The following is a 24,320-nucleotide window of genomic DNA, read 5'->3' as shown; positions in this document are numbered from 1 at the left end:
GCCATCCAAAACGATTCCATCGAGGGACGAGTTGCGGGACAAATTGAGCTTTCGCTACAGTTACGCCAATGACAGCTTGGCCGGCGAGTATTTCATTTCAAGAACTGCCCAGCCGCTAGCTGTTCTTCCAACTCTGGGCGTAAGTATACCTTTGCGTGTTGTTCCTCTCCTCGGCATGCACCGATCCATTCCCCAGAGTATTTTGCGAGAGCTTCTTTCAGAAAAGCTATCGCGTCCTCTTGCTGCTCGATTGAGATAAAATGCTCGTCAAGAGCAACAGGCTCAAAGCGGTGGGATGGGTTGTGGACGTGGCGTGACGTATGCGTTTGTGCCAATGTATCGAAATAGAGTGGCATACCAAGAGAGCCTATTTCCCAGGTCGTTTCTCGCTTAGGCCCCTGATAAACGCTGGGAGGGAACGGTCTGCCTCCCTTTTGACCGATCTGAATACTCAGACCGTCCAATTTTAAAAACAAATACAATACCGCTTCCATTCCGCCGGTTCTGACAAAATTCAACGATACACTAGGGTTTGACGTAGCGATCCGTTTGCTTTCGTGCTCATACCAGAACTCCAGACCTCCAGTTGTTCGGTGGTTCTGGGGGGTACATACGAGTTTCTTGGGTTGAGGTACGATGCGTTTACTTTGCTGAGCCATAACGCTATCCCGCTTCTCCACGTACCCTGCAATTCCAGAGTTGCCTTCGAGCCCAAGTTGGCCCACTCGATTGCACCTCCAGAACACATAGCGGACATTTAGTCGATATGCAGTATTCGGTATTGAGGGCTCTTTTTCTTCTTTTACCGCATGCTGGCCGAAGGGCCGCTTTACTACTAGATACACAAACGCTGCCTGAGAAAGGCAATCTATCTAGGCGCAGGGTTAAGCTACGTAGCCATTCACATCTAGATCGAGCTATACCTGCGGCGGCGCGCCAAAGGCGCGGATCACGGTACGGGCAGCAGCTTCGACCGGGTCGTGGGTCTCTTTCAGGATGGTCACGCGGTCGAACCGCTCAGGGTCGGCGTTAACGGCGTCGCGAAGAGCGTTGCCAAAGGCCATGCGCAGTTCGGTCCCGATGTTGAATTTGCAGATCGAGGTGCCTTTGGCCAAGCGCGTGCGCTGCTCGACCGGCACGCCCGAGCCTCCGTGGATCACCAGCGGCACCTCGGTCAGCGCGTCGATCCGAGCGATCCGGTCTTCGTCAAGACCGCCTTCTTTGTTCTGCTGCAGGTGGACATTCCCGACCGAGATCGCCATCGCATCCACGCCTGTTTTTCGAGCAAATTGCGCGGCTTCCTCCGGGTCAGTTCCGTTCGAGCCTTCTCCGCCGGAATAGCCGACAAAACCGATCTCACCTTCACAGGAAATCCCAGCCGCATGGGCCATTTCGGCTATGGCGGCGGTCTCGTCGATATTCTGCTGCAGCGGCTTGCGCGACCCGTCGAACATCAGCGACGTAAATCCGCTGTCCAACGCGATCTTGCAGTCCTCATACGTGTAACCATGGTCCAAATGCGCCACCACGGGGACCGAGGCCCCCTCGGCCAGATGGCGGAACATTTTACCGAGGATGGGCAGGGGCGTGTGTTCGCGACAGCTGGGACCGGCTTGCAGGATGATCGGTGCGTTTTCGGCCTCGGCGGCGGCCACATAGGCGCGCATGTCCTCCCAGCCCAGGGTTACCAAACCGCCGACGGCATAGCCCTGTTCATAGGCAGGTTGCAGGACGTCTTTCAGGGTGACGAGGGTCATTTAAACTTCGCGATCATGTCTTTAATGCCCGGAATCGTCTCGACCTGATAGGCATGGGTGGGTTGGAAATACTGCACCAACGATCGCTGCGTCAGCCCGCCGAGGATGGTGAAATAATACATCTCATAACCTGGCAGCACGCAGCAGGGATGATAGCCCTTGTCGATACAAACGGTCGAGCCATCGACGATGTGATAGGCATCACCCGGTTCATTGTCTTCGCGCTGCAACATCTGCAGGCCCGAGCCCCAGTTGGGTTTGAAGCGGAAGTTATAAGTCTCGTCGTGGCGCGTCTCGTCCGGCAGGCGGTTGGTGTCGTGTTTGTGGCTGGGAAAGCCTGACCAGCCGCCTTGGCCGACGGTGAACAGCTCACTCACCAATAGGCGGCCGACCTTATCCTGTTGTTTTTGCCCCAGGATATGTTTGATCTTGCGATGCGTTTTGGTGTCGTCGCTGCCGTACTGCACGAGGTCATGCTCGCGTACATCGAACGGGTCCAGAACCTTGTCATACTTGGCCCCGGCGATGAAAACCTCGGCCTCATCCGACACGCAGACCAGCTGCGTTTTGGCGCCAACCGGGACATAAACCCCCTCTGGCTCACCATCCCACACGTCCTCGCCCCGGTTGCCCAGTTTGGCGAATTGCACGCCTTCGACGTCAACATCCACGAAGCCGGTGGCGGGGACGATGCAGGTCTCATAGCCCGGTACCTGGTATTCGAACGCCTCGCCGCGCTTGAGTTTGACGATGTTGAAATAGTTCAGCGGAACCAGCGGGTCGTCGACATCGACGATGGCTTTGTTCTGGTTATCATAGGGCTCGATATGCATGTGGGCCTCCTATTTGGTCGGGCCGGGGTGGTCGGCCAAAAACGCATCCAGCTCGGGCGTTGTGGGCATGGCGGGGGCGCATCCGGGTTTCGAAACCACAATGGATGCACAGGCCGAGCCGCGCATGACGGCTTCTTCTAGCGAATAGCCAGCAGCGACAGAGGCCAGCAAACCTGCCATAAAGCTGTCCCCTGCTCCGTTAGGTTTGACTGCGGTAACCGGGTAGATGCCCGTGTGAATCTCATGGCCGTCCATCATCGTGACGGCACCTTTTTCACCCATCTTGTATATAACGATGCGGCCTGGCTTTTCGGCCAGTTCTTTGGCCTTTGCGAACCCTTTTTCGATACCGCCGGCCATGAAGCCGAATTCCTCGTCATTGCCGACAATCAGGTCGCTGGCCTCTCCGGCCCGGGACAGGACATCGGCCGCCACTTCGGGCGATGGCCAGCTATAAGGGCGATAATCGATATCGAAAATTATTGGCAACCCTGCGGCGCGGGCATTGTCAAAAGCCCGAAACGTGGCGCTGCGTGACGGTTCCGCGGCAAAGACAGTTCCGGCGGATATCACGGCTGAGAATGCCGAAAAATCGATCCGGTCCATGTCCTCTTCGGTGACTTGGAAATCGACTGCCCCATTGCGGTAGATGACGTTCTGAAAATTCTCGACCCGGCTTTCATAGATCGCCAGGGATATGCGGAATTCACCGCCGACAATGCGGATGTAAGAGGTGTCGACACCGTAGTGTCGCAGGCGGTTCAGACAGAATCGACCAACTGCATCGTCCGAGACCGACGTAACCAATGATGCCCGACTGCCGAGCTTGACCAGACCCGCGCAAATATTGGCCGAGGATCCGCCGAGATCGGCATGGAACGTGTCGGCATCCTCGCTTTTGACGCCGATTGGATCGGCAAACATATCCATTCCGGCACGACCGAAAACCGCAAACCGATTTCCTTTGATGCCCTCGACCAAAGCGCTCACGTGATGTTCCTCCGGCGTAACGTCGTCGGCAAAGTTTGGACCTTGCGTTGAATCGATTCACACGATACTGATTTTGCAACCGGTTGCAAATAGTATGTTCGGAGCCGCGACAGATGCCTGAAATCGGAATTGGAATTGTTGGTGGCGGCTATATGGGCAAGGCGCATTCTGTTGCCATGTCCGCCGTGGGCGCTGTGTTCAACACTGCTCTGCGTCCGCAGCTCGAGGTGATTTGCGCCTCGTCCACTGAAAGTGCCGAACGATACCGTGCGGCCTATGGGTTCCAGCGCGCGACCGACGATTGGCGCGCTTTGGTCGAGGATCCGAAGGTCGACGCGATCGTCATCGCCTCGCCTCAGGAAACGCACCGCCATATCGCTGAGGCGGCCTTTGCGATAGGTAAGCCGGTTCTGTGCGAAAAACCCTTGGGTGCGTCACTGGAGGACAGTCTGGCCATGACGCGCGCGGCCGAGGATGCCGGCGTGGTCAACATGGTGGGTTTCAACTATATCCGCACCCCTGCCAGCCAATACGCGCGCAAGCTGATTGCAGATGGTGAGATCGGCGACATCACCTGGTTTCGCGGTGAGCATACCGAGGATTTCTATGCCGACCCCGACGCCCCCGCCACGTGGCGCACGACCGGCATGGCCAACGGCACGATCGGAGATCTGGCCCCGCATATGGTGAACGGCGCGCTGGCGCTTATCGGCCCGATTGCGCAGGTCATGGCCGATGTCGAAACCGTTCATCGCACGCGCCCGGGCGGGGAGGTTACGAATGACGACCATGCCCAGATGATGTGCCGCTTTGAAAACGGTGTGATGGGCAACCTCTATTTCAGCCGCGTCGCGACAGGCCGCAAGATGGGTTATGCCTATGAGATCTCGGGCACCAAGGGCGCAATCCGGTTCGATCAGGAAGATCAGAACGCCCTCTGGCTCTATCGCCGAGAAGGGCCGGAAGGGCAGCGCGGGTTCACAAAAATCCTGACCGGCCCCGCCCATCCGGATTATGAGCCCTTCTGTCAGGGCCCCGGCCACGGAACCGGCTATCAGGACCAGATCATCATCGAGGCCAAGGATTTCCTAAAAGCCATTCACACTGGCAATCCGATCTGGCCGACCTTCCGCGACGGGCATGAGGTCAACCGGGTGCTGGCGGCTGCGCTGGCCTCGTCGGACCAGCGCCAGTGGAAAGATATCAGCGATTTCTGATCGCTCTAGCTGCGTAAAATTGAAGAGAGACAAAGACCATGGCAAAGCTGAAATGGGGCATGATTGGTGGCGGCGAAGGCAGCCAGATCGGACCTGCCCATCGGTTGGGCGCGCAGGCGGACGGTATGTTCGAGTTTGCGGCAGGCGCTCTGGATCATCGGCCCGAGGTAGGCCGTGAATATGCTCAGCGATTGGGTATCAACGCCAACCGTGCCTATGGCAGCTGGCAGGACATGTTGGCAGGGGAAAAAGACCGTCCCGACCGGATTGATCTAGTCACGATTGCCACGCCGAACTCCACCCATTTCGAGATCGCCAAAGCGTTTCTTGAGGCTGGTTTCAACGTCCTTTGCGAAAAGCCCATGACCATGACGGTCGAAGAAGGCGAAGAGATCGTGCGCGTGGCAGAGGCCTCGGGCAAGATCTGCGCAGTGAACTACTGCTACTCGGCCTATCCGATGATCCGGCAGGCCCGCGCCATGGTGCGGGCAGGGGATATCGGCAAGATTAGGTTAGTGGTGACCAATTTCAGCCACGGTCATCATGGGGATGCGACGGATGCCGATAACCCTCGGGTCCGCTGGCGCTATGATCCGGCGATGGCGGGTGTCTCGGGCCAATTCGCCGACTGCGGCATTCATGCGCTGCATATGGCCAGTTTTGTCTGCGATGATCAGGTGAAATCGCTGTCTGCTGATATGGCCTCGACCATTTCCAGCCGCGAGCTGGAAGATGACGCGATGATCAATTTCCGCACCGAAGGCGGCACGGTTGGTCGCCTGTGGACGTCGTCCGTGGCGATCGGGCGGCAACACGGGTTCGACATTCAAGTGTTTGGTGAAACCGGCGGTTTGCGCTGGGCGTCTGAGCAGCCCAACCAGCTGATCTACACCCCAGTCGGAGGGCGCACCCAGATCATCGAAAAGGGCGAGGGTGGTCTGCATGACGAAGTGCAACGACTGTCGCGCGTGGCCATCGCCCACCCTGAGGGCTTCCCGCTGGCTGTGGCCAATATCTACTGCGATCTGGCCGATGCGATCCGGGGTGAGGCCCGTGACGGTCTGCCCGGGGCTTCAGACGGTGTGCGTTCGATCGCCGCCGTTCATGCCGCCGTTGCGTCAGGCAAAGAGGAAGGCGCGTGGAAAGACGCGCGTCCGCCAATGTTCCGGTAGTTACGGTCGGGGACGTAGCGTGCCCCTCTCGATCACACGGCAGGGGAAAATACGGGCCTCAGGGTATCTCTGAGGCTCTTTCAGCATCTCCTCGACCAGATCCACCGAGGCGTTGATGATCTGCTTGATCGGCTGGTGAATGGTGGTCAGGTCGACACTTTCCCAACGGGCCATATCCATATCGTTCAGGCCGATGACGCCGATGTCGCGCCCCGGCGTCAGCCCATGATCCTTGAGGGCCGACAGCGCGCCAATCGACAGGATGTCATCGCCGCAGAAATACCCCTCGGCCGGGGTTTCCCCCAACAGCCGCAGCATCTCGGCCCTGCCAGCATCGAATGAGTAGTTCTGCGCGAAGGAATAGGATACCTCGAGGTTCGCATATTGCGCGGTTTCCTCGATGAACCCGCGATACCGGTCCATGGCCGAGGTCGCATCCTTCGGCCCCCCAAGATACCCGACGCGTGTGTACTCACGCGCCACCAGTTCTCGCGCAGCCATACGCCCGCATTCCACGTTGTCGATCCCGACCACATGCACCTCGGGCGAGGTGGCCGAGCGGCCAAATGTATGCACCACCGGAACCCCGGCATCGTGGAAAGCCTTGGCAAAGCTCGGCGGCAAGGTCGATGAGGCGACAATGACCGCATCGACCGAGTATTGCCGCAACATCCGGACGGAATTGGCAGGCTCGGTCTCATCAGTCAGGTTCACGATCAAAGGACGCAGCCCTCGTTCTTGCAGAGCGCGGGTGAACTGGTCGAACACCTCCAAAAAGATCGGGTTGTGGAAGTTGTTCGAGATCAGCCCGATCAGCTTGGTCCGCCCGGTTGTCAGCGACGAGGCCAGCGCATTGGGGCTATAGCCCAGCTCTTTCGCGGCTTTTTCCACCTTACTGCGGGTTTTGGCTGAAACCGAAGCCCCTTCGGTAAAAGTGCGCGAAACGGCTGATCGCGACACACCCGCCAGCGCGGCAACATCTTTGAGGGTGACGCTCATGGCAGGTGCCTTGCAGGCAATTGGGCGGGGAGGGCGCTAGGCAATATCATGGTGTCAGTATTATGCACCAAGTCCGCGTTGCTGCAACCGGTTGCAACAATGCCACATCAACATCGTGCGAGGAGGAGCGTTTTTTAAAAGAAGCATCCTGGGTGATGAGAGACACGAAACCCAACGAACCTATGCGATCGAATTTACTGTGTAGGGTGCTGTAGTTGTGGAGCCGACTACACAATAGTTCTAATGACCAAAGATCAGGCTATGCGTCCAGCCCGCCCGCATTCTGGATAAGAGCTGCACATTTAATCTCGATGCCGAGGCTCGGTACATGGGTGTTATCGGCAGGGCCATCGGATGATCGAGCAGGTCCGTCGTCGGTATCGCAAGTTGCACGACATCGTCATCATGTTAGGCACTGTTTTTATTGGAGCTTGGACGCCAACCCAGAAGAAAGGTGTTTCGGTTTGTCCGGGGCAAGCGGACCTGAGCTGCATCCGCAAGAGCAACTCACTCGACCATGAAAGGCGGCCGTTCGCAGCAGGGAAGGCAAGACAAAAAGTCTAGCGGAGCATCCAAGTAGGACTGCGCAAACGTAGGCTTGCACAGTCGCTAGAATTGGCCCTTTGCCAAATCGATTGGCGATGTCTGACACAACCTCGAGCGATATGGGGCCTTTTAGGGGCTGCAACACGCGCCCGTGTTTTTGAACCCGTTCAATCGACCATGTACACCGTTTCGCCCGTGTCTATCGCCCGTTGCGCCGCTTGCCCCATTCTGACCGCCCAGAGGCCGTCGTTCAAACTTACGTCCGGCTTAGCTTTTTCGCCACGAAGCACGGCCAAGAAACCTTTGTGCTGATAGTAGGTCGACCCATTATGATCCCCAGCCGCCAATAAGTTCGGGTCCACTGGAACGTCCATTGATACGGGGCCTTTGGGATTGCGTGGACTCACGATTAAGCGCGGAGGCGGGGGGGCGCCCAAGTGATCCTGCCAAAAGCGCACCGGTCCTGGAACCAGAGCCTCGATCTTAGCTTTTGGTCCGACGGCTGATATTTCTTCCTGATAACGAGAGCCTTCCGCAAACATGCACAGTTCCAACATCGCGCGCGCACCCGAAGCAAAATCGACGAGAACGTAGCCGTGATCCAGAATATCTGGGGTTTGACCATCGTAGCTCTCGTCCAAATGGTTCACGGCCTGCCCACCACTTGCGGTTATGCGTACCGGGTCGGATTGCAATATCAAACGCATGAGGTCGAAGAAGTGACAGCATTTTTCGACAAAAGTGCCGCCAGTGTTGCGGTTGAAGCGGTTCCAATGGCCGACCTTGTCCAGGAACGGAAAACGATGCTCGCGGATCGATAGCATTTTTATACCACCTGTCACCTGAGCCTTCTCGATCAGAGCTGCAACAGGAGGCATGTACCGGTATTCCATCGCAACCCAAATCGGGCAGGGGTAGTCGCGCTGCAACTGCTCGAGTCGGGCCACGTCTTTCGGGTCGGTGAATAATGGCTTTTCTACCAAAAGCGGAAGCGGACGTGTTTCCGCAATTTCGTAAATCTGGTCCACGTGAAGATGGTTTGGGCTAACAATGACGACGCAGTCCAGTTCTTCAAACGCCAGAAGCTCTTGCACGGAACCCACCATGGCCGCATTTGGCGCAATTGCCTTGGCAGCTTTTGCCATCTCTGGATCGGGCTCAAAGATCGCTGCTACATTGGTGCCTTCCAGCAATCCGATATTGTGCAGGTGCTCTTGCCCCATCATGCCGCATCCAATCAGCCCGTAATTGATGGTCCGGGTCATGTGCGATTCCTTTTACTTCAAACGTTGTACGTAGTTGGCCCGATCTGGGTCGAACCATGTTTTTGAGAATTCAACGGGTTCGGCATTTTCCGACCAGCTGAACCGCTCGATGTAGCCTACCGTTTGGCCCGCTGGTTTGGTGAAGTCAGGAGGTGTCCAGTCCGGTAGCGGTTGGACCGAGACTCTGTCTTCGGCCCTTGCGATCCAAAAGTCCAATTGGCGCTGATAGTAGCGATAGAGTGAATCGGACAGCAGGCTCTGGTCGATCAGGCCCGCTGATTCGTCTAGCCAAATTTCCTCGACTGCGATGATTGTATCATTCAGGTAGCGCATTCGCCGGACGCGCGAACCGGCATCAGAAGCCCCGAATTTCGGCAGATCGACGGGCTTCTTCAGATGGTCAACTGAAAGGATATCCGCACGTGGCAGGCCTCCGCCTTCAGGTAGTTCCAGCCTGAACATTGCATAGACGCTATTTTGTGTGCCGGTCTCGCGGATGTAGTTGCCTGAGCCCTGGATACGCTCCAACATCCCCTTTTTTTCTAGCTCCGAGAGCGATTTTCGGAGAGTTCCGACCGAGACATTCAACTCCGCCGCCATCTCACGCTCGGGCGGCAAACGCTCACCATCAATAAGACGCCCGGCAGCGATGTCGCGGATCAGAAGTTCCGCGATCTGAATATATACCGGCAGGGCATTGGGGTTTCGGTTGGAGGCAGGCACGGCAGACGCTTCACTCGGTCGCAGGAGAAATTGATACACTATTGATCTACATCAAAGCGATTGCTACGCAAGAGGAAAGTCAAAGATGTACGGAGCGTGAATCAAATGAGCATCGTCCCCATCACATCCCCCGATCTGGATGCGGCCGAAGTTTCGTGGTTCGCCGCGCTGTGTTCCGATGATTACCAGTTCCTTGGCGTACCCGATGGCGACCTGCGGTCGAGTTGGGAGCATTGTTCCGGCATCGTGAAAGAGGCCGAAGCGCAGGGCTTCCGCAACATCCTATGCCCGTCCTCCTATCAGGTCGGTCAGGACACGCTGAGCTTTGTCGCGGGCTGCGCCCCAATCACCGACCGGATCAACCTGCTTGCCGCTGTACGCTGTGGCGAGATGCAACCGATCATGCTGGCCCGCACCATTGCGACGCTGGATCACATGCTGAACGGGCGGTTGACGGTCAACATCATCTCCTCCGACTTTCCCGGTGAGAAAGCTGACAGCGCGTTCCGCTATCAGCGCTCGCGCGAAGTGGTAGAGATTCTGAAGCAAGCCTGGACGCAGGACGAGATCAATCATGCAGGCGAGGTCTATAACTTCTCAGGTCTGACCACTGACCCGGCCAAGCCATACCAGGTTGGAGGGCCGCTGCTCTATTTCGGTGGTTATTCCCCCTCTGCGCTGGACTTGTGCGGCGAGCATTGCGACGTCTACCTGATGTGGCCAGAAACCAAGGACCAACTTGCCGAGCGGATGAAGGCCGTTCATGCGGTCGCCGAGAACTACAACCGCACGCTGGACTACGGTTTGCGTGTGCACATGATCGTGCGCGATACCGAGGCCGAGGCGCAGGAATATGCGGATTTCATCGTCTCGAAGCTGGATGACGAATATGGTCGTGCAATCCGCGAACGGGCGCTGGACTCGACCTCTCTCGGCGTGGCGCATCAGGCCAAGAACCGTGATCTGGCCGATGAATATGGTTATGTCGAACCCGGTCTCTGGACCGGCGTTGGCCGTGCGCGGTCTGGCTGTGGCGCAGCGTTGGTCGGGTCGACCGATCAGGTTATGAGCAAGATTGAAGAATACCAAAAGATGGGCATCCGCGCCTTCATCTTTTCGGGCTATCCGCACATGGATGAAGCCAAACATTTCGGCGCCCGCGTGCTGCCCAACCTGAAAACCTGTTCGCTGCCCGAAGCTTATGGGCGCGTGCCTGCAACTACCCCGGCGACCCCGCTGGGCAACGGAGTTCGTCGCTGATGCAACGCGTGAAACTATCTGACTCGCTGGAAATGAGCCGCCTTGTCTATGGCATGTGGCGCTTGGGCGACGACTCAGACACATCGGCGGCACATGTCGAAGCCAAGATCCAGGCCTGTCTGGATCAGGGTATCACCACCTTCGATCAGGCCGATATCTATGGCGATTACGGGGCCGAGGCGGTTCTGGGCAATGCCCTGCGCTCCAATCCCGGTCTGCGTCAGCGGATGGAGATCGTTACTAAATGCGACATCGTCGCGCCGGTTGGCCGTTATGCGGACACCAAGGTAAAATACTATGACACCTCGCGCGCGCATATCGTGAAATCGGTGGACACGTCCCTGTCCGAAATGGCGATTGACCATATCGATCTGCTTCTGATCCACCGCCCTGATCCCATGATGGACCACCATGAGACCGGAGCTGCGCTAGACGAGGTCGTCGCCAGTGGCAAGGTCGGCGCGGTCGGCGTGTCGAACTTCCGGCCTTGGGATTGGTCACTGCTGCAATCGGCGATGAAGACCCAACTGGTCACCAACCAGATCGAGGTGTCTCTGGGTGAGATCAGCCCCTTCACCAATGGTGATCTGGCTTTTCACCAGCAACATGGTCATCCGCTGATGGCATGGTCGCCGTTGGGGGGTGGGTTGTTGATGGCCGGAAACCCGCCGGTCGGCGTTGTCGCGGATGAAATCGCAGCCGAGTTCGGCGTGGATCGCGCCGCGGTTGCCATGGCCTTCTTGTTGGCGCATCCGGCCAACATCCTGCCAGTTCTGGGCACCAACAATCTGGACCGGATCAAACGCGCGTCGGACGCTGTGAAAGTCAAACTGGATCGTGAAAGCTGGTACCGCCTCTATGAGGCGGCGCTGGGGCATGAGGTACCATGATGAATGCAATCTCAAAGGACATGACCCACACCTTCGTTCCGCATAAGGACGACACTCGGACCCTGCGCGATGCCTTCGGGCGCTTTGCGACCGGCGTCACCATCGTCACATGCGACAGCGCCGATGGCCCGGTCTGCATTACGGCCAACAGCTTTTCGTCGCTTTCATTGGACCCGCCCTTGATCATGTGGGCTGGCGACCGCAACTCGCGCCGTTTCCCGTATTTCCACAAAGCCCGCCATTTCAGCGTGCATGTGCTGTCCTCGGAACAGGCCGAGCTGTGTTTTGGCTGCTCGAAAGACGCCTTTGCGCTGCGCGACATCGAGCATGAGCGTTGTGATAACGGGACGCCGCTGTTGGCGGACTGCCTGGCGCGGTTCGAATGTGAACAACACGCGTATCACGATGCAGGCGATCACGTTATTGTGGTTGGAAAGGTTCTTAAGGCCAGCATGGCGGATGGAGACGCGCTGACCTTTTACGCCGGGAAACTCGGCCAATTCGCGCAGCACTAAGCGCGATTTGACGACCGCGGGACATACCCGCGGCTGAACAAGGGAGGATCCGCATGAGCGGACTGGCATCGGTGCTTGCACCGATCGCATTCGTGAACGAAACCGTGCTGCGTCTGGGCCGCGCGGTTGGTGTCGTTGCGATTGCACTCATGGTGATTGCGATCCTAATCCAAGTTTTCTTCCGGTATGTACTGGGCAATGCTCTGCCATGGCCGGATGAGGCCGCGCGGTTTTGCATGTTGTGGATGACAGGCCTTATGGCCCCCACCGCCTTTCGCCGCGGCGGCTTTGTGGCCATCGACATGCTGGAGCGCTTTCTGCCGCGCTTGATCGGCCAATCGCTGAACCTATTCCTACTGCTGGTTTCGCTCGCCGTCTTGCTGGTCGCGGTCAATATCGGCTGGTCTGAGGTCACTGGCTTTGGCGGCAGATTCGCCACCGCTGCGCTATACATACCCACATCCTTTGGGTTCGACGAATGGTACCGCATCCCCCGCAGTTGGATGATGGCCTCGTTGCTGGTGGGGATCATCCTTCTGATTTCGGTGAATATCGAGCTGATCCTACGATCCTTCATCACTCTGCTGGGCGGGGGTCACCTGTTGCCTGAAATTCCTGATGCGGCAGTGGGGGCCGAATAAATGCTGATCTGGTTCCTGCCCACCTTCCTGATTTTCCTGCTGATCGGCCTGCCGGTCTTTTTCGCCCTGCTGGCCGCGCCCGGCATCCTGCTGTGGTTGAACGGACAGACCAACGACATCACGTTGCTCTATCGGAACGTCTATAACGGGATGGACAGCTTCCCGCTGATGGCGATCCCCTTTTTCATGCTCGCCGGAGAGCTGATGAACCGCGGCGGCATCACCATCCGCTTGGTCGAGTTCAGCCAGGCCCTGATGGGCCACCTGCGCGGCGGTCTTGCGCATGTGAACGTCCTCAGCTCGATCCTCTTCGCGGGCCTCTCGGGGTCCGCCGTGGCGGATACCTCGGCGCTTGGGTCGATGCTGATCCCGGCGATGGAGAAACAGGGCTACACCCGCAAATTCGCCGCCGCGATCACGGCGGCCAGTTCGGTGATCGGACCGATTATCCCACCTTCGGGCATCATGATCATCTACGCCTATGTCATGGGCGAAAGCGTCGCCGCGCTGTTCCTTGCGGGCATCGTGCCGGGCGTGATGGTCGGCGTTGGCCTGATGCTGATGATCAAACTCATGGCCGACCGTTATGACTTCCCGGTGGCCAGCCGAAAATACACATGGCCCGAACGGCGTCAGGCCAGCCTGAAAGCCTTCTTCCCGCTCATGACACCCGTGATCATTCTGGGCGGTATTCTGGGCGGTATCTTCACACCAACCGAGGCTGCCGCCGTCGCCGTGGGCTACGCCTTCATCATCGGCTTCTTCGTCCTGCGCACGCTGACATGGAAAGAAGTGCCCGAGGTGCTCAGCAACGCAGGCATGACTTCCGCCGTCGTCCTTCTGCTGGTCGGCGCGGCGATGGCGTTCAAGACGGTTGTCAGCCTCAGCCATGCGCCGGAACAACTGGCCTCGCTGATCCTCAGCTTGTCGGAGAACCCGCTGATCCTGCTGTTCCTGATCAACCTGCTACTGTTCATCGTCGGCATGTTTTTGGATGCAGGACCCGCGATCATCATCCTTGGTCCGATCCTTGGTCCGATCTTCACCAGCCTCGGCGTCGACCCGATCCACTTCGCTATCATCATGAGCGTCAACCTGACCGTCGGCCTCGCCACACCTCCAATGGGCTTGGTGCTGTTCGTGGCCGCCGCCGTGTCGCGCGAGCGGGTCGAAACCATCGCCAAGGCGATCCTGCCGTTCCTGGCCGTTGAAATCATAGTGATCTTCCTGATCACCTATATCCCCGCACTATCCATGACGATCCCGAGGATAACGGGATTTGCAAACTAACTGAGTTCCATAGGGAGGAAACGCATGCTCAGAGAATTTATCAAAACCGCAGCGGTGGCCACATCGCTCGTGGCCGCGTCCGCTATGGCCGCCACAGCCGCCGACTACACGCTGCGCGCCACTGCCAACTCGAACGAAAATGACGAAGACTATGATGGTCTGATTGTCTTCAAGAACTATGTCGAGGCCGCCTCGAACGGCGCGATCGAAGTCGAGCTGTTCATCGGAACGCAGCTGTGTTCGAACGGTGCGGAATGCCTGCAAGGTGTGGCCGATGGCACGATCGACATTTATATCTCAACCTCGGGCGGTGCCTCGGGTATCTTTCCTTACGTGCAGGTTCTAGACCTGCCTTACTTGATGGCCGATGACCGCATTGCCGAGCATGTTCTGTCCGGCGACTTCACCCGCACCATGCGCAATATGGCACTGGAGGACTCGGGCGGCGCGATCCGTCTGATGACCATTGGTAACACCGGCGGCTGGCGCAACTTCGCCAACACCCAGCGTCGCATCGCCGAGCCTGCGGACATGGAAGGTCTGAAAATCCGCACAGTGGTCGCCGACCTTCCGCAAGAACTGGTCAAAGCGCTGGGCGCGTCGCCGACGCCGATCCCATGGCCGGAACTGTTCACCAGCTTCCAGACCGGCGTGGTTGAGGGCTCCAAGAACGGCATCACCGACATCATGGGCATGAAATTCCCCGATGCCGGTCTGCAATATGTCACGCTGGATGGCCATGCTTATATGGGCGCGCTGTGGTGGATGAATAACGCCAAGTTCCAGGAAATGCCTGAGGATATGCGCCGCGTCGTTGTCGACGGTTTCTATGCACTGCAACAGGCCACCTTTGCCTCGCCCAAGCGCAAGTCGATCCAGGCCTATGAGGATTTCGTCGCCGGTGGCGGAGACCTCTACGTGCTGACGCCAGATCAGAAGGCTGCGTTCAAAGAGGCCGCAACCCCGGTGTATGATTGGTTCCAGTCCAACGTTGCCCGTGGGGACGAAATCTTTGGCGCGCTGACCGAAGCGGTTGCTGCCGCTGAGGCCGATGTAAACGCCTCGCGCGATGCGGACTTGAACTAAGTACAATGGCCGGGCTTTGTGGCCCGGCCCTCACCGAAACGGGTACATCCACCCTTTGTAGTCGTTGACCAACACATGCGCTCTTTCGATCTGCTCCGGCGACATTTTCTTGACCACTTCCTCAAGGCTGATCGCCGCATCGGGGTCGCCGCCAATCGCGCTCAGCGTGTACCACATATAGGCACGCACCAGATCGGGCGCGGGCATACCCAGACCCAATTCATAGTACCAGCCAACGCCCGACTGAGCCCCCGGATGCCCCTTCATCGAGGCGCGCAAATACCATTCAAAGGCGCGCTCGTAATCCTGCTCGACCCCGAGACCCAGCCCGTACATCACGCCGATCAGCTCCTCAGCCTCGGCGTTGCCCGAGCGAGCGGCTGGAAGAAGCTCCTCACGCGCGGCTTCGAACTGTCCGGCTTCCATCATGTCGCGCGCTTGCTCCAGTTCCGCCAGAGCCGGAGACGCAAATATGCAAAGGGCGAAAACAAGCTGACGCATGGGTTGGTTGCTCTCTTCTGGGTTGGGGCCGCTACGGCACAGGAGATGCCGCGACCGCTAACCGATGATGACTTTATCCCATTTGATATGGAACAGGCCGCCGTTGGTCATCAACTGTTTTACGACCCGATCCTGTCGGGCAACCAGAACATCAGCTGCGCCCATTGCCACCACCCGGATTTCGGCACCTCTGACGGGTTGTCACTGGGCATAGGAGAAGGCGGGCAGGGGTTGGGACTGGACCGCACACCCGGCACCGGAGCAGACAGAATACGCAAACGCATCCCTCGCAACTCTCCGGGCCTGTGGAATCTTGGGGCGAGGGAGATTCACACAGTCTTTCACGACGGCAGGCTGAGTATTTCAGACGTCTACGGCAACGGCTTCAATTCCCCAGCGCAGGAGTGGCTGCCCGAGGGCCTGAATTCCCTGCTGGCGGCGCAGGCTCTGTTTCCCCTGACCTCACAATTCGAGATGGCGGGCAATGTGGCCGAGAATGAAGTCACTGGCGCGGTGCATGATCGGATCGACAAAGGCTGGCCTATTCTGGCGAAACGCGTCCGCACCGATCCACGCTATGGCCCGGCCATCGTCGCTGCCTTTGATGAGGTCGAGTCGACCGAAGACATCACGATTACGCAAGTCGCCAACGCTCTGGCCGCTTTCATGGCGATCGAGTGGCGGAGCACCGACAGCCCGTTTGATCACTACCTCGCGGGTGACACGAATGCCCTCTCGCCGGCCCAATTGGATGGGATGAAGCTTTTCTACGGCAAAGCCCGCTGCTCCAGCTGCCACGCCGGACCGCTGATGTCAGATCAGAAGTTCTATGCCTTGGGTTTGCCGCCCTTTGGACCGGGCCGCACCCGGCAGTGGGATCCCTTCGTCCGAGATGTCGGCCGCATGGGTGAAAGCAACCGTCTAGAGGATGCCTATAGGTTCCGCACCCCTATGTTGCGCAACGTTGCCCTGACCGCGCCCTACGGTCACAATGGAGCTTTCCCCGATCTTGAAAGCATCATTCGCCATCACTTGAACCCACAGGCAAGCCTAGACAGTTGGAGGCCTGAAATGGCTGCTTTGCCCGAGGTGCCATGGTTGCAAAAAACCGATTTCATAGTGTGGGAGGACGACTATGAAATGGAGCGTCAACGCAATAAAAGCGACATTGTTCCAATCCAACTCACGGAGGTGGAAATTCAAAACCTGATTGCTTTTCTGCATTCGTTGACAGGTACCAGCGTAGATTCATTGAAGTTCGGAGTGCCGAAAGGATTTATTCCTTAGCCATCCCTCACATCGGCAAGGCTATGTCGGAGAAGTCGTACCCTGCCGTCCTTGTTGGATTTCTCATTTGGGAAGATCTTGGGATGAAATGATTTGCAGAGAAGAAGACTCTGTCGAGCGTCGCGATACAAAAAAACAGGTATCTAAAACGGTATCAAACCAATTTGATCTGACAAGATAGGTCTAGATATCTGACGCACTGTTCTTGTGAGTGGCGTGTTTCCAGTATGGGGCAATTTCCCCACTGCGATCCTTGAATAGGGCTCCAAGAATCCGTCGCAAATTCTTGTCGACCCGCACTTTATATGAGGGTGCAAGCGGTCCCAAAGTTGCAACGAAATTACGCACCAAGGCGGAATTTGGTCGGTGTCATTCCGGTTTGACCTCGGAAAAAGCGAGTGAAATGGGACTTGTCGGAGTAGCCAAGGAATAGACCGATCTCCGCAATTGTCATCTTGTCATCTCTGAGGTGCTCTTTGGCGACATCGACACGCAGCCGTTTGATTTCGCGGGGGAGTGTTGTGCCTTGTTGTTGAAGCGCTTTCAGAAACCGTTCCGGCTGTATTCCCAGTAGTCCGGCCACAACCTCTGGTCCCAGATCGGTTTCATCCAGTTTGTCGCGTAAGACGGATCGCAAAGCGGCCACCACCGTTACTTCTTCGTTTTGTCGAGCTGAGGCTATGGGTCTCGCATGACCCTCGGAGGCATGGCGCAGAAACAACCATTCCACAGGAAAACTGATTTGCATTCCGGGATCGGGTCCCAAGCCAACCTCGATCCCTTTGTAGTTGACCGGTAGACCCGTAATATACCGGCTTTCCCACCGCACACGCGAAGAATCCCAGGACTCTCCGACCACAGTCTCCAGAAGCCGTACATAGATTGCGGCTCCAAAACCGGTCACTTGAATGGGTGGGACAGCGGGTTCCTGTTGCCTCTCGATGCGATAAGTTGCTTTGTCCGCTTCGATGACAAGGCTGTGCCGCACGGAATTTGATTCCTGCGGGACAAGCCCAACAAAGCGGGTAAAAAACTCGAACAGCGAGTTTGTTGATTGCAGGGCCTGAGCGAACGGAGGCCATTCCTGCAGGTCAAAAGTCTCTCCTACATTCAGGCCAAGGTATCGGTCGCCGGACACGTCTGAGAAGGCATTTAGCAGACCGTAAACCAGCTCTGAGTGGACATAGACAGAAGGGTCAGACAACAGTTCGGACTTCAAGCCGACCTGATCCAAGGCCGGTTGCGGATCGAGCTCGCGGTCGGTGAGATATTGCAGAAACGGAGCTGCCAACGCGAGGCGAATGAACCCTTCGCTATGCTCTTGAGAGGTGGAGTTGAACGGCAATCTCGTAACCCTTTCAGGATCAAATGCTTTGATCAGTGGCCATTTTTGCAGTCACATTCGAACATCCTAATGCGAAACTGGCAACCGAGGCAAAGCTTTCCGGGCTACAGTTGGCAAAACACGAATATGAAGGGAGTACTTATGTCCGGTCTGCGAATGTCTCTTTGCTCGGCGGCAATTGTCGCCGCAGGTCTCTCTGTTTCAGCGCCCGCACAAGCTCAGGATCAGGAAGAACCCCAAACGCTGTTTACCAACGTGCATGTCTTCGACGGTGTGAATGAGCAACGCATTGAAAATGCCAGTGTTCTGGTCGAGGGCAATCTGATCAAGTCCGTCTCAACCGATGCCATTGATGCGCCGAGCGCGACGGTTATCGACGGCGGTGGGCGCACTCTGACACCGGGCTTTATAGAGAATCACGCGCACCTGATGCTCATGGGGCCATCGATTGCCGAGATGGAAACCAACTCGACCTGGGAGGATTTCGCCATCCACGGGACCCGGATGGCCGAAATGTACCTGATGCAGGGCTTCACGACCGTTCGCGATGCCGGGGGCGCTGGCGGCGGGCTGCGGCGCGCAATTGACGCCGGCCAGATCGTCGGCCCCCGCTTTTATCCTTCCGGGGCATTTCTCGGAACACGTGGTGGTCACGCCGATTTCGCATCCTTCACATCTCCGCCGGGTGGGGTGACCAACTTTGGGACTCTGAATATGGCCCAACAGGTCAACGGTGTTGACGAAATTTACATGTATGGCCGCAACAACCTGCGCATGGGTGCCACGCAATTGAAGTTCATGCAATCAGGTGGGGTGATTTCGGCATTCGATCCATGGCAGTTGCTCGCCGGTTCGAAAGAAGAGATCGAGGCCGCTGTTCAGGTTGCCAACGAGTACGGCACCTATGTCATGGCACATTCCTACCGCAAAGAAGCGATCATCAATGCCCTGAATGCAGGGGTCAGAACCATTGAACACGGATTTCACTTTGACTGCGAGATTTCTGCTTTGATGAAAGAAAAAGGAGCGTACATCACGACGAACATCACAGCATTTGATCCAGGCCTACTTGATGTTCCTTCCGTGAAAAACAACCCCAACAGTTTGAGGAAGGCCAAATCGGCCTCGGCGACCTTCGAAGCCTACATTCCAAGTATGAAGGAATGCCCGGCGCCGCGCGGTTTCCAAACCGATTGCGTCGGCTCGGTCGAAGCGTGCAACATCCAGATCGCCTACGAGAAACATCTGAATAACCATTTCTTCGGCCCCTATGCGTCGATGGTAACCCTAACTTCGGTAGGTGGCGAGATCGCGGCACTTAGCGGTGATTTCATGAACCCCTATCCGGAAGGCAAACTGGGTGTGATCGAAGAAGGCGCCTATGCCGACATCCTGCTGATAGACGGCAACCCCCTCGAAGATTTCTCGGTTGTTGGTACGGGTGATCAATGGTTCGGCGCCGACCCGAGGCCTGAAAGCCCTGATACGATTCGACTGATCATGAAAGATGGCGTTATCTACAAAAACACACTGAATTGACCTGTCTAAGTAGCCGGAGAGAATTTTTGCACCATTGGTTCCGCTGGGTAGTATTCACAGGGTTGTTTTGGTTTGGGCATTCTGCGATGGCGACGCCTGAAACCGCATTGGACTGGTCCGAGCTTCCGGACCCGTCCGCGCAGGTCTTTGAAGACCCCTACCGTGATCTCAGCCCTGAACAATTCGACGATGTCCTCTACGTTGTTCGATTGCGTGGCAGGCTGCAGCAGGATGGTGGCAGCGAAGAAGAGCGGCAAAAGTGGCAAGTACTTTTGACCGAGACTGAGGACGCCTTGGCTGCTGAGGGAATTGATATCGACTGGCTGCTCGATCAGCGCGAAGTTGTGATGGAACGTCGGAGAAAGGCGGGGACAAACGGAAATCCGCAATTCGATGGTCAAACAATCACCCTGGCTGGTTTCGCCATTCCTGCTCCGAATGATCCAGACGGGCGGCCTGTTGCGTACCTGGTGCCGGAACGCGGGATGTGCAGCCACATGCCGCCACCTCCGCCCAACCAGATGATCCGTGTGCGGTTGAACGGGGACTGGGCGCCCAGCTATTTTCATGAACCTGTTCGGCTGACGGGCATGCTGACCATCGATCCGTCTGTTCAGAATATGATGGTTGTGGATGGCCAGATGCCGATGAACGCGACTTTCCAGTTGGAAACGGAACGTGTCGAAACTCTGGAAAACAAGGCGGACAGGCTGGAATGGAAGCAGCGTGCCGCTGATCGCATCCGTGCGGCGGGCAATCGCAAGACCGGTGGGGCAAGGGCGTCTGAATGATAAGACTACTGGCTGCTACACTAAGTATTGCTGTCGCTGGCGCCGCCTCGGCGCAAGGACTGTCCGGGCCCTCTTCGGTCGAAGCTGATCTTACCCCCGGAGATGGGCTCACCGACCCACAATACCGTTCCGATTTTCCACGCAACATCGCACCGGGTTGGTTTGAGTGGAAAGACCAACTGGCTGAGGGTGGGTTTCGGTTCAATATTGATTACCTGGCGCTGGGCCAAACCACGAATGCTGATCTGGGAACCGGCGAAGCGGCCAGCGGAATTGCGCGTTTCTACGGGAGTTGGCAGGCGACTGAACGGGGTTCCCTGACATTCAAGATCGAAGACCGGCATAGCTATACCGATGTGGCCCCGCAGTTTCTTGGGCTGGATGGCGGAGCGCTGTCGATCACCGGGACTGCCTTCAACGATAGCGGTCTGCTGCTGACCAATCTGTTCTGGACCCAAAGGGCCGAAAACGGTTCTTGGACGCTGCAATTCGGGCAGATTGATGTAACGGACTTTGTGGATATCTATGGGCTGGTCAGCCCCTATAGTGGCTTCCAAAACCTGTCCTTCAACACCAACCCAACACTTAACGCACCCAACCCAGGTCTTGGTATTGCCGGTGGGATCAAGCTGAGTGAAAACTTCTACGCTGTCGCGAGCGTTGCAGATGCAAACGCCGATCCGTCTGATCCAAACTTTGATGTGTTCAGCGACGGCAACCTCTTCAAATCGCTCGAACTTGGGTACACGTCAGGCTTTGATCGCATTTATTTCGACAATGTCCATCTGACCCTCTGGCATGCGGATGCGGCCGAAGATGGCAGCCGGGCGGAAGACTATGGCGCTGCGTTTTCTGCCGCATGGTTTGTTGACAATAAGTGGATGCCGTTCTTTCGGGCAGGGGCGTCAAAAGGGACCGCCGCGCTATATGACCGGTCGGTTTCTGCCGGTGTGGGCTACTATGGTCGCAATACCGATCTGGCCGGTCTGGGCCTGAACTGGGCCGAGGCCCGAGGCATAGATGGCGACCAGTTTACGCTCGAAGCGTTCTACCGGTTTTCAATCTCACCCGGACTGCAGATCACACCGTCCCTCCAGTACATTTCGAACCCGCTGCTGAACCCAGGTCAGGATAGCATTACGCTGTTCGGCCTGCGAACCCGGATCGTTTTCTGATGTGGGGCGAAAGCAGACGTCAAAAGCGTCGAAACATGCAATTCTGCTGATCAAAGGGAGGATCTATCCATGCGTACCCTGTTTCTGGCTGGCACGTTGTCCGTGTTTTCCACTTTCTGCGTCGCGCAAACTTACGACGTGGTGATCCTCAACGGTCGGGTAATGGATCCGGAAACCGGGTTCGATCAGATTGCCAATGTCGGAATAAGCAACGGCTGGATCACTGCTATTACCGACGAAGATATTGACGGCAGAGAGGCAATCGACGCGACAGGGCACATTGTGGCGCCCGGGTTTATCGACCTTGAACAACACGGGCTGGATCCTTGGGGTATCAAGGTCAACCTTCGTGACGGCGTTACGACGCAAATGGATTTTGAGGTCGGGGCCGCAAATATCGACGAGTGGTACGCTGCGCGCCAAGGCGCGACGCAGGCAAACTATGGCACAGTCGTTGGACAAGAATTCGCACGGATGCGGGTGCATGACGGCCTTGTTCTGGAAGGTGGGGACATTGACTTCCGGAACTTCTTCGCACTTCGGGCACAATCCGTGGAAGACGGTGTCGAGGGTTGGTCGTCGGTTCCAAGCAACCGCGAGCAGATGAACGAAATCACCGCCCAACTGGATGAGGGGCTTCGTCTCGGAGCACTCGGCGTGGGATCGACCATCGGCTACGCCCGCGAAGGCATCACAACCTATGAGATGTTCGAGGCACAGCGGGCCGCAGCGCGCTATGGTCGTCTAACTTCGGTGCACCACCGGTTTCATCCCAGTGCTTCGACGCCCACCGAAACACAGACCGGCGTTAACGAAATCCTGGTCAATGCGATGGTGCTCGACGCGCCGCTGCACATTCACCACGACAATGATTATGGGTGGTGGGAAAATCAGGAAAAGCTCCAGATGGCCCGCGACCAAGGCTACAACGTCTGGTCCAGCTACTATCCTTGGACCGCCGGATCGGGAAACTACGGCGCTTCGATCTGTCTGACGTCAGCGCCAATGGGACAGTTTAGGTCGATTTGATAAGAGAGGGTTTCTGGCTCATCGTAACCGCCAAGGAGTGGAGATGAGAAAGAAACCCGGAACCAAGCAGAGCCACGGTGAGAAGGTCGTAAAGGACATTCGCCGTGCGACCCGCAAACAGTATTCCGCAGAAGAGAAGATCAGGATCGTGCTGGACGGCCTAAAAGGCGAGGACAGCATTGCAGAGCTGTGCCGTCGTGAGGTCATCGCGCAGAGCCTTTATTACAGCTGGTCCAAGGAATTTCTGGAGGCCGGCAAGAAACGTCTGGCAGGCGACACGGCCCGCGCGGCAACTTCCACCGAAGTGAAGGATCTGAGACGGGAAGCCCGTGATCTGAAGGAGGTGGTTGCCGAACAGGCTCTTGAACTGCGGTTGCTCAAAAAAAGCATGATCGCGGATGGGGACGACGACGCATGAGATATCCCGCATCCGAAAAACTGGAAGTCATCCGCTTGGTTGAGCAATCGCATCTGCCGACCAAGCGCACTTTGGAGAAGCTGGGCATTCCGAAGACCACCTTCTATCGCTGGTACGACCGATATCTCGTCGGCGGCCCCGAGGCGCTTGAAGATCGTAGACCCACGCCGTCACGGGTCTGGAACCGCATTCCCACGCCAGTGCGCGAGAAGATCAAGGATCTGGCTCTGAAGGAAAGTGAGCTTTCCCCGCGTGAATTGGCTGTTCGCTTCACTGACACAGAAAAGTACTTTGTGTCAGAGGCTTCGGTCTACCGCATCCTCAAGTCTTACGATCTGATCACCAGCCCAGCCTATGTGGTTTTGTCAGCCGCAGACGAGTTCCAGGACAAGACAACACGACCGAACCAACTCTGGCAGACCGATTTTACCTATCTCAAGGTGATCGGCTGGGGCTGGTTCTATCTCAGCACGATCCTGGACGATTACAGCCGCTACATCATCGCCTGGAAGCTTTGCACGACGATGAAGACCGAGGATGTGACCGACACACTGGACCTCGCCCTGCACGCCTCAGGCTGTGATCAGGCAACGGTGCTGCACAAGCCACGTCTGCTCAGCGACAACGGGTCCAGTTACATCTCTGGTGAGCTTGCCGAATGGCTGGAAGATCAGAAAATGGATCATGTTCGAGGGGCACCATACCATCCGCAAACTCAGGGAAAGATCGAGCGCTGGCACCAGACGCTCAAGAACCGCATCCTGTTGGAAAACTACTATCTGCCCGGTGATCTCACGCAGCAGATTGACGCCTTCGTCGAGCACTACAATCACCGGCGTTATCACGAGAGCCTGCAAAACCTCACGCCCGCTGATGTCTACTTCGGACGCGGGCAGACCATTCTAAAACAACGAGAAAGGATCAAACGAAAGACTATCGAAACCCGGCGCTTGCTTCACCGCAAAACCGCCGCATAATCAATCTAACCAGATGAGACAGATACTCTCTTAGATCACGCCGCCATCCGTCCCAAAACCCCTGACAACGGACA

At 57.0% G+C, this 24,320-nt stretch carries 23 protein-coding genes; 14 read left to right on the top strand and 9 right to left on the bottom strand.

Features of this window, described 5'->3' with window-relative positions; genetic code table 11:
- Positions 1–92 precede the first annotated feature (92 nt).
- The 4 genes from ACP15L_RS11245 to iolC all read right to left on the bottom strand — a co-directional run bounded on the left by ACP15L_RS11245 (position 93) and on the right by iolC (position 3,580).
- The gene (locus ACP15L_RS11245; protein ID WP_425084225.1) at positions 93–659 is read right to left on the bottom strand and encodes a hypothetical protein; all 567 of its coding nucleotides are present in this window, start codon (positions 657–659) and stop codon (positions 93–95) included.
- 258 nt (positions 660–917) lie between these two features.
- On the bottom strand, positions 918–1,757 hold the full coding sequence (locus ACP15L_RS11240) for a class II fructose-bisphosphate aldolase (protein WP_425084224.1): 840 nt from the start codon (positions 1,755–1,757) through the stop codon (positions 918–920).
- The gene (locus tag ACP15L_RS11235; RefSeq protein ID WP_425084223.1) at positions 1,754–2,590 is read right to left on the bottom strand and encodes a 5-deoxy-glucuronate isomerase; all 837 of its coding nucleotides are present in this window, start codon (positions 2,588–2,590) and stop codon (positions 1,754–1,756) included. The genes ACP15L_RS11240 and ACP15L_RS11235 overlap by 4 nt, the downstream gene beginning before the upstream one ends.
- Before the next feature lie 9 nt (positions 2,591–2,599).
- Entirely contained in the window at positions 2,600–3,580 is a 981-nt protein-coding gene (gene iolC, locus ACP15L_RS11230) for a 5-dehydro-2-deoxygluconokinase (protein WP_425084222.1), read from the bottom strand.
- Between the two features lie 113 nt (positions 3,581–3,693).
- Between iolC and ACP15L_RS11225 the strand changes: the two genes are divergently transcribed.
- Positions 3,694–4,797 carry a Gfo/Idh/MocA family protein gene (locus ACP15L_RS11225; protein ID WP_425084221.1) on the top strand — a complete coding sequence of 368 codons (1,104 nt, stop codon included), beginning with the start codon at positions 3,694–3,696 and terminating at the stop codon, positions 4,795–4,797.
- Positions 4,798–4,835: 38 nt separating this feature from the next.
- Positions 4,836–5,969 carry a Gfo/Idh/MocA family protein gene (locus ACP15L_RS11220; protein WP_425084220.1) on the top strand — a complete coding sequence of 378 codons (1,134 nt, stop codon included), beginning with the start codon at positions 4,836–4,838 and terminating at the stop codon, positions 5,967–5,969.
- On the opposite strand, the gene ACP15L_RS11215 is transcribed toward ACP15L_RS11220, so the two are convergent.
- The 3 genes from ACP15L_RS11215 to ACP15L_RS11205 form a co-directional block, all read right to left on the bottom strand.
- Complete coding sequence (locus ACP15L_RS11215) at positions 5,970–6,968, bottom strand: LacI family DNA-binding transcriptional regulator (RefSeq protein WP_170378761.1); 999 nt, start codon at positions 6,966–6,968, stop codon at positions 5,970–5,972.
- 713 nt (positions 6,969–7,681) lie between these two features.
- Positions 7,682–8,779 (bottom strand): Gfo/Idh/MocA family protein, encoded by a 1,098-nt coding sequence (locus ACP15L_RS11210; RefSeq protein ID WP_425084219.1) that lies wholly within the window; start codon positions 8,777–8,779, stop codon positions 7,682–7,684.
- A gap of 12 nt (positions 8,780–8,791) precedes the next feature.
- Positions 8,792–9,502 carry a GntR family transcriptional regulator gene (locus tag ACP15L_RS11205; protein WP_425084218.1) on the bottom strand — a complete coding sequence of 237 codons (711 nt, stop codon included), beginning with the start codon at positions 9,500–9,502 and terminating at the stop codon, positions 8,792–8,794.
- Positions 9,503–9,607: 105 nt separating this feature from the next.
- Here ACP15L_RS11205 and ACP15L_RS11200 point away from each other — a divergent pair, with 105 nt between their 5' ends.
- From ACP15L_RS11200 to dctP, 6 genes are read left to right on the top strand one after another with little or no spacing between them, the layout of a single operon-like run.
- On the top strand, positions 9,608–10,762 hold the full coding sequence (locus ACP15L_RS11200; protein WP_425084217.1) for an LLM class flavin-dependent oxidoreductase: 1,155 nt from the start codon (positions 9,608–9,610) through the stop codon (positions 10,760–10,762).
- Positions 10,762–11,652, top strand: coding sequence for an aldo/keto reductase (locus tag ACP15L_RS11195; RefSeq protein WP_425084216.1), 891 nt, complete (start codon positions 10,762–10,764; stop codon positions 11,650–11,652). The genes ACP15L_RS11200 and ACP15L_RS11195 overlap by 1 nt, the downstream gene beginning before the upstream one ends.
- Positions 11,652–12,167, top strand: a complete 516-nt coding sequence (locus ACP15L_RS11190) for a flavin reductase family protein (protein ID WP_425084411.1) — start codon at positions 11,652–11,654, stop codon at positions 12,165–12,167. The genes ACP15L_RS11195 and ACP15L_RS11190 overlap by 1 nt, the downstream gene beginning before the upstream one ends.
- Positions 12,168–12,220: 53 nt before the next feature.
- Positions 12,221–12,808 (top strand): TRAP transporter small permease subunit, encoded by a 588-nt coding sequence (locus ACP15L_RS11185; protein ID WP_170468686.1) that lies wholly within the window; start codon positions 12,221–12,223, stop codon positions 12,806–12,808.
- Positions 12,809–14,098 (top strand): TRAP transporter large permease, encoded by a 1,290-nt coding sequence (locus ACP15L_RS11180; protein ID WP_170378746.1) that lies wholly within the window; start codon positions 12,809–12,811, stop codon positions 14,096–14,098. It begins immediately after the preceding gene.
- 24 nt (positions 14,099–14,122) lie between these two features.
- Positions 14,123–15,184, top strand: coding sequence for a TRAP transporter substrate-binding protein DctP (dctP, locus tag ACP15L_RS11175; RefSeq protein ID WP_170457744.1), 1,062 nt, complete (start codon positions 14,123–14,125; stop codon positions 15,182–15,184).
- Positions 15,185–15,214: 30 nt separating this feature from the next.
- Here the strand turns inward: dctP and ACP15L_RS11170 are convergent, their stop codons facing one another.
- Complete coding sequence (locus ACP15L_RS11170) at positions 15,215–15,685, bottom strand: tetratricopeptide repeat protein (protein WP_170478075.1); 471 nt, start codon at positions 15,683–15,685, stop codon at positions 15,215–15,217.
- 45 nt (positions 15,686–15,730) lie between these two features.
- Between ACP15L_RS11170 and ACP15L_RS11165 the strand changes: the two genes are divergently transcribed.
- The gene (locus ACP15L_RS11165) at positions 15,731–16,972 is read left to right on the top strand and encodes a cytochrome-c peroxidase (protein ID WP_425084215.1); all 1,242 of its coding nucleotides are present in this window, start codon (positions 15,731–15,733) and stop codon (positions 16,970–16,972) included.
- 340 nt (positions 16,973–17,312) lie between these two features.
- On the opposite strand, the gene ACP15L_RS11160 is transcribed toward ACP15L_RS11165, so the two are convergent.
- A complete protein-coding gene (locus ACP15L_RS11160; protein ID WP_425084214.1) occupies positions 17,313–18,317 on the bottom strand; it encodes a helix-turn-helix domain-containing protein in 1,005 nt (334 codons plus the stop codon).
- A gap of 141 nt (positions 18,318–18,458) precedes the next feature.
- Between ACP15L_RS11160 and ACP15L_RS11155 the strand changes: the two genes are divergently transcribed.
- The 5 genes from ACP15L_RS11155 to ACP15L_RS11135 all read left to right on the top strand — a co-directional run bounded on the left by ACP15L_RS11155 (position 18,459) and on the right by ACP15L_RS11135 (position 24,246).
- Positions 18,459–19,856, top strand: coding sequence for an amidohydrolase family protein (locus tag ACP15L_RS11155; protein ID WP_425084213.1), 1,398 nt, complete (start codon positions 18,459–18,461; stop codon positions 19,854–19,856).
- 86 nt (positions 19,857–19,942) lie between these two features.
- The gene (locus tag ACP15L_RS11150; RefSeq protein WP_425084212.1) at positions 19,943–20,647 is read left to right on the top strand and encodes a DUF3299 domain-containing protein; all 705 of its coding nucleotides are present in this window, start codon (positions 19,943–19,945) and stop codon (positions 20,645–20,647) included.
- Positions 20,644–21,822, top strand: coding sequence for a carbohydrate porin (locus ACP15L_RS11145; RefSeq protein ID WP_425084211.1), 1,179 nt, complete (start codon positions 20,644–20,646; stop codon positions 21,820–21,822). The genes ACP15L_RS11150 and ACP15L_RS11145 overlap by 4 nt, the downstream gene beginning before the upstream one ends.
- 69 nt (positions 21,823–21,891) lie before the next feature.
- Entirely contained in the window at positions 21,892–22,851 is a 960-nt protein-coding gene (locus ACP15L_RS11140) for a hypothetical protein (RefSeq protein ID WP_425084210.1), read from the top strand.
- Positions 22,852–22,894: 43 nt separating this feature from the next.
- A protein-coding gene (locus tag ACP15L_RS11135) for an IS3 family transposase (protein WP_425084199.1) occupies positions 22,895–24,246 on the top strand; the annotation gives its coding sequence in 2 pieces (ribosomal slippage) (positions 22,895–23,231 and positions 23,231–24,246; 1,353 coding nt in all).
- Positions 24,247–24,320: the final 74 nt, after the last annotated feature.

This window comes from Ruegeria profundi (genome assembly GCF_049800715.1).
In the GTDB taxonomy this organism is placed as follows: domain Bacteria; phylum Pseudomonadota; class Alphaproteobacteria; order Rhodobacterales; family Rhodobacteraceae; genus Ruegeria; species Ruegeria profundi_A.
Note: the sequence above shows the minus strand (reverse complement) of the source record. Positions and strands in the feature narration are given on the sequence as shown.

Bases quoted from the DNA above. Each gene is read 5' to 3' on its own strand.
- ACP15L_RS11245 (WP_425084225.1), bottom strand. From the start codon at position 659: ATGGCTCAGCAAAGTAAACGCATCGTACCTCAACCCAAGAAACTCGTA.
- ACP15L_RS11240 (WP_425084224.1), bottom strand. From the start codon at position 1,757: ATGACCCTCGTCACCCTGAAAGACGTCCTGCAACCTGCCTATGAACAG.
- ACP15L_RS11235 (WP_425084223.1), bottom strand. From the start codon at position 2,590: ATGCATATCGAGCCCTATGATAACCAGAACAAAGCCATCGTCGATGTC.
- ACP15L_RS11225 (WP_425084221.1), top strand. From the start codon at position 3,694: ATGCCTGAAATCGGAATTGGAATTGTTGGTGGCGGCTATATGGGCAAG.
- ACP15L_RS11220 (WP_425084220.1), top strand. From the start codon at position 4,836: ATGGCAAAGCTGAAATGGGGCATGATTGGTGGCGGCGAAGGCAGCCAG.
- ACP15L_RS11215 (WP_170378761.1), bottom strand. From the start codon at position 6,968: ATGAGCGTCACCCTCAAAGATGTTGCCGCGCTGGCGGGTGTGTCGCGA.
- ACP15L_RS11210 (WP_425084219.1), bottom strand. From the start codon at position 8,779: ATGACCCGGACCATCAATTACGGGCTGATTGGATGCGGCATGATGGGG.
- ACP15L_RS11200 (WP_425084217.1), top strand. From the start codon at position 9,608: ATGAGCATCGTCCCCATCACATCCCCCGATCTGGATGCGGCCGAAGTT.
- ACP15L_RS11195 (WP_425084216.1), top strand. From the start codon at position 10,762: ATGCAACGCGTGAAACTATCTGACTCGCTGGAAATGAGCCGCCTTGTC.
- ACP15L_RS11190 (WP_425084411.1), top strand. From the start codon at position 11,652: ATGAATGCAATCTCAAAGGACATGACCCACACCTTCGTTCCGCATAAG.
- ACP15L_RS11185 (WP_170468686.1), top strand. From the start codon at position 12,221: ATGAGCGGACTGGCATCGGTGCTTGCACCGATCGCATTCGTGAACGAA.
- ACP15L_RS11180 (WP_170378746.1), top strand. From the start codon at position 12,809: ATGCTGATCTGGTTCCTGCCCACCTTCCTGATTTTCCTGCTGATCGGC.
- dctP (WP_170457744.1), top strand. From the start codon at position 14,123: ATGCTCAGAGAATTTATCAAAACCGCAGCGGTGGCCACATCGCTCGTG.
- ACP15L_RS11170 (WP_170478075.1), bottom strand. From the start codon at position 15,685: ATGCGTCAGCTTGTTTTCGCCCTTTGCATATTTGCGTCTCCGGCTCTG.
- ACP15L_RS11165 (WP_425084215.1), top strand. From the start codon at position 15,731: ATGCCGCGACCGCTAACCGATGATGACTTTATCCCATTTGATATGGAA.
- ACP15L_RS11155 (WP_425084213.1), top strand. From the start codon at position 18,459: ATGTCCGGTCTGCGAATGTCTCTTTGCTCGGCGGCAATTGTCGCCGCA.
- ACP15L_RS11150 (WP_425084212.1), top strand. From the start codon at position 19,943: ATGGCGACGCCTGAAACCGCATTGGACTGGTCCGAGCTTCCGGACCCG.
- ACP15L_RS11145 (WP_425084211.1), top strand. From the start codon at position 20,644: ATGATAAGACTACTGGCTGCTACACTAAGTATTGCTGTCGCTGGCGCC.
- ACP15L_RS11140 (WP_425084210.1), top strand. From the start codon at position 21,892: ATGCGTACCCTGTTTCTGGCTGGCACGTTGTCCGTGTTTTCCACTTTC.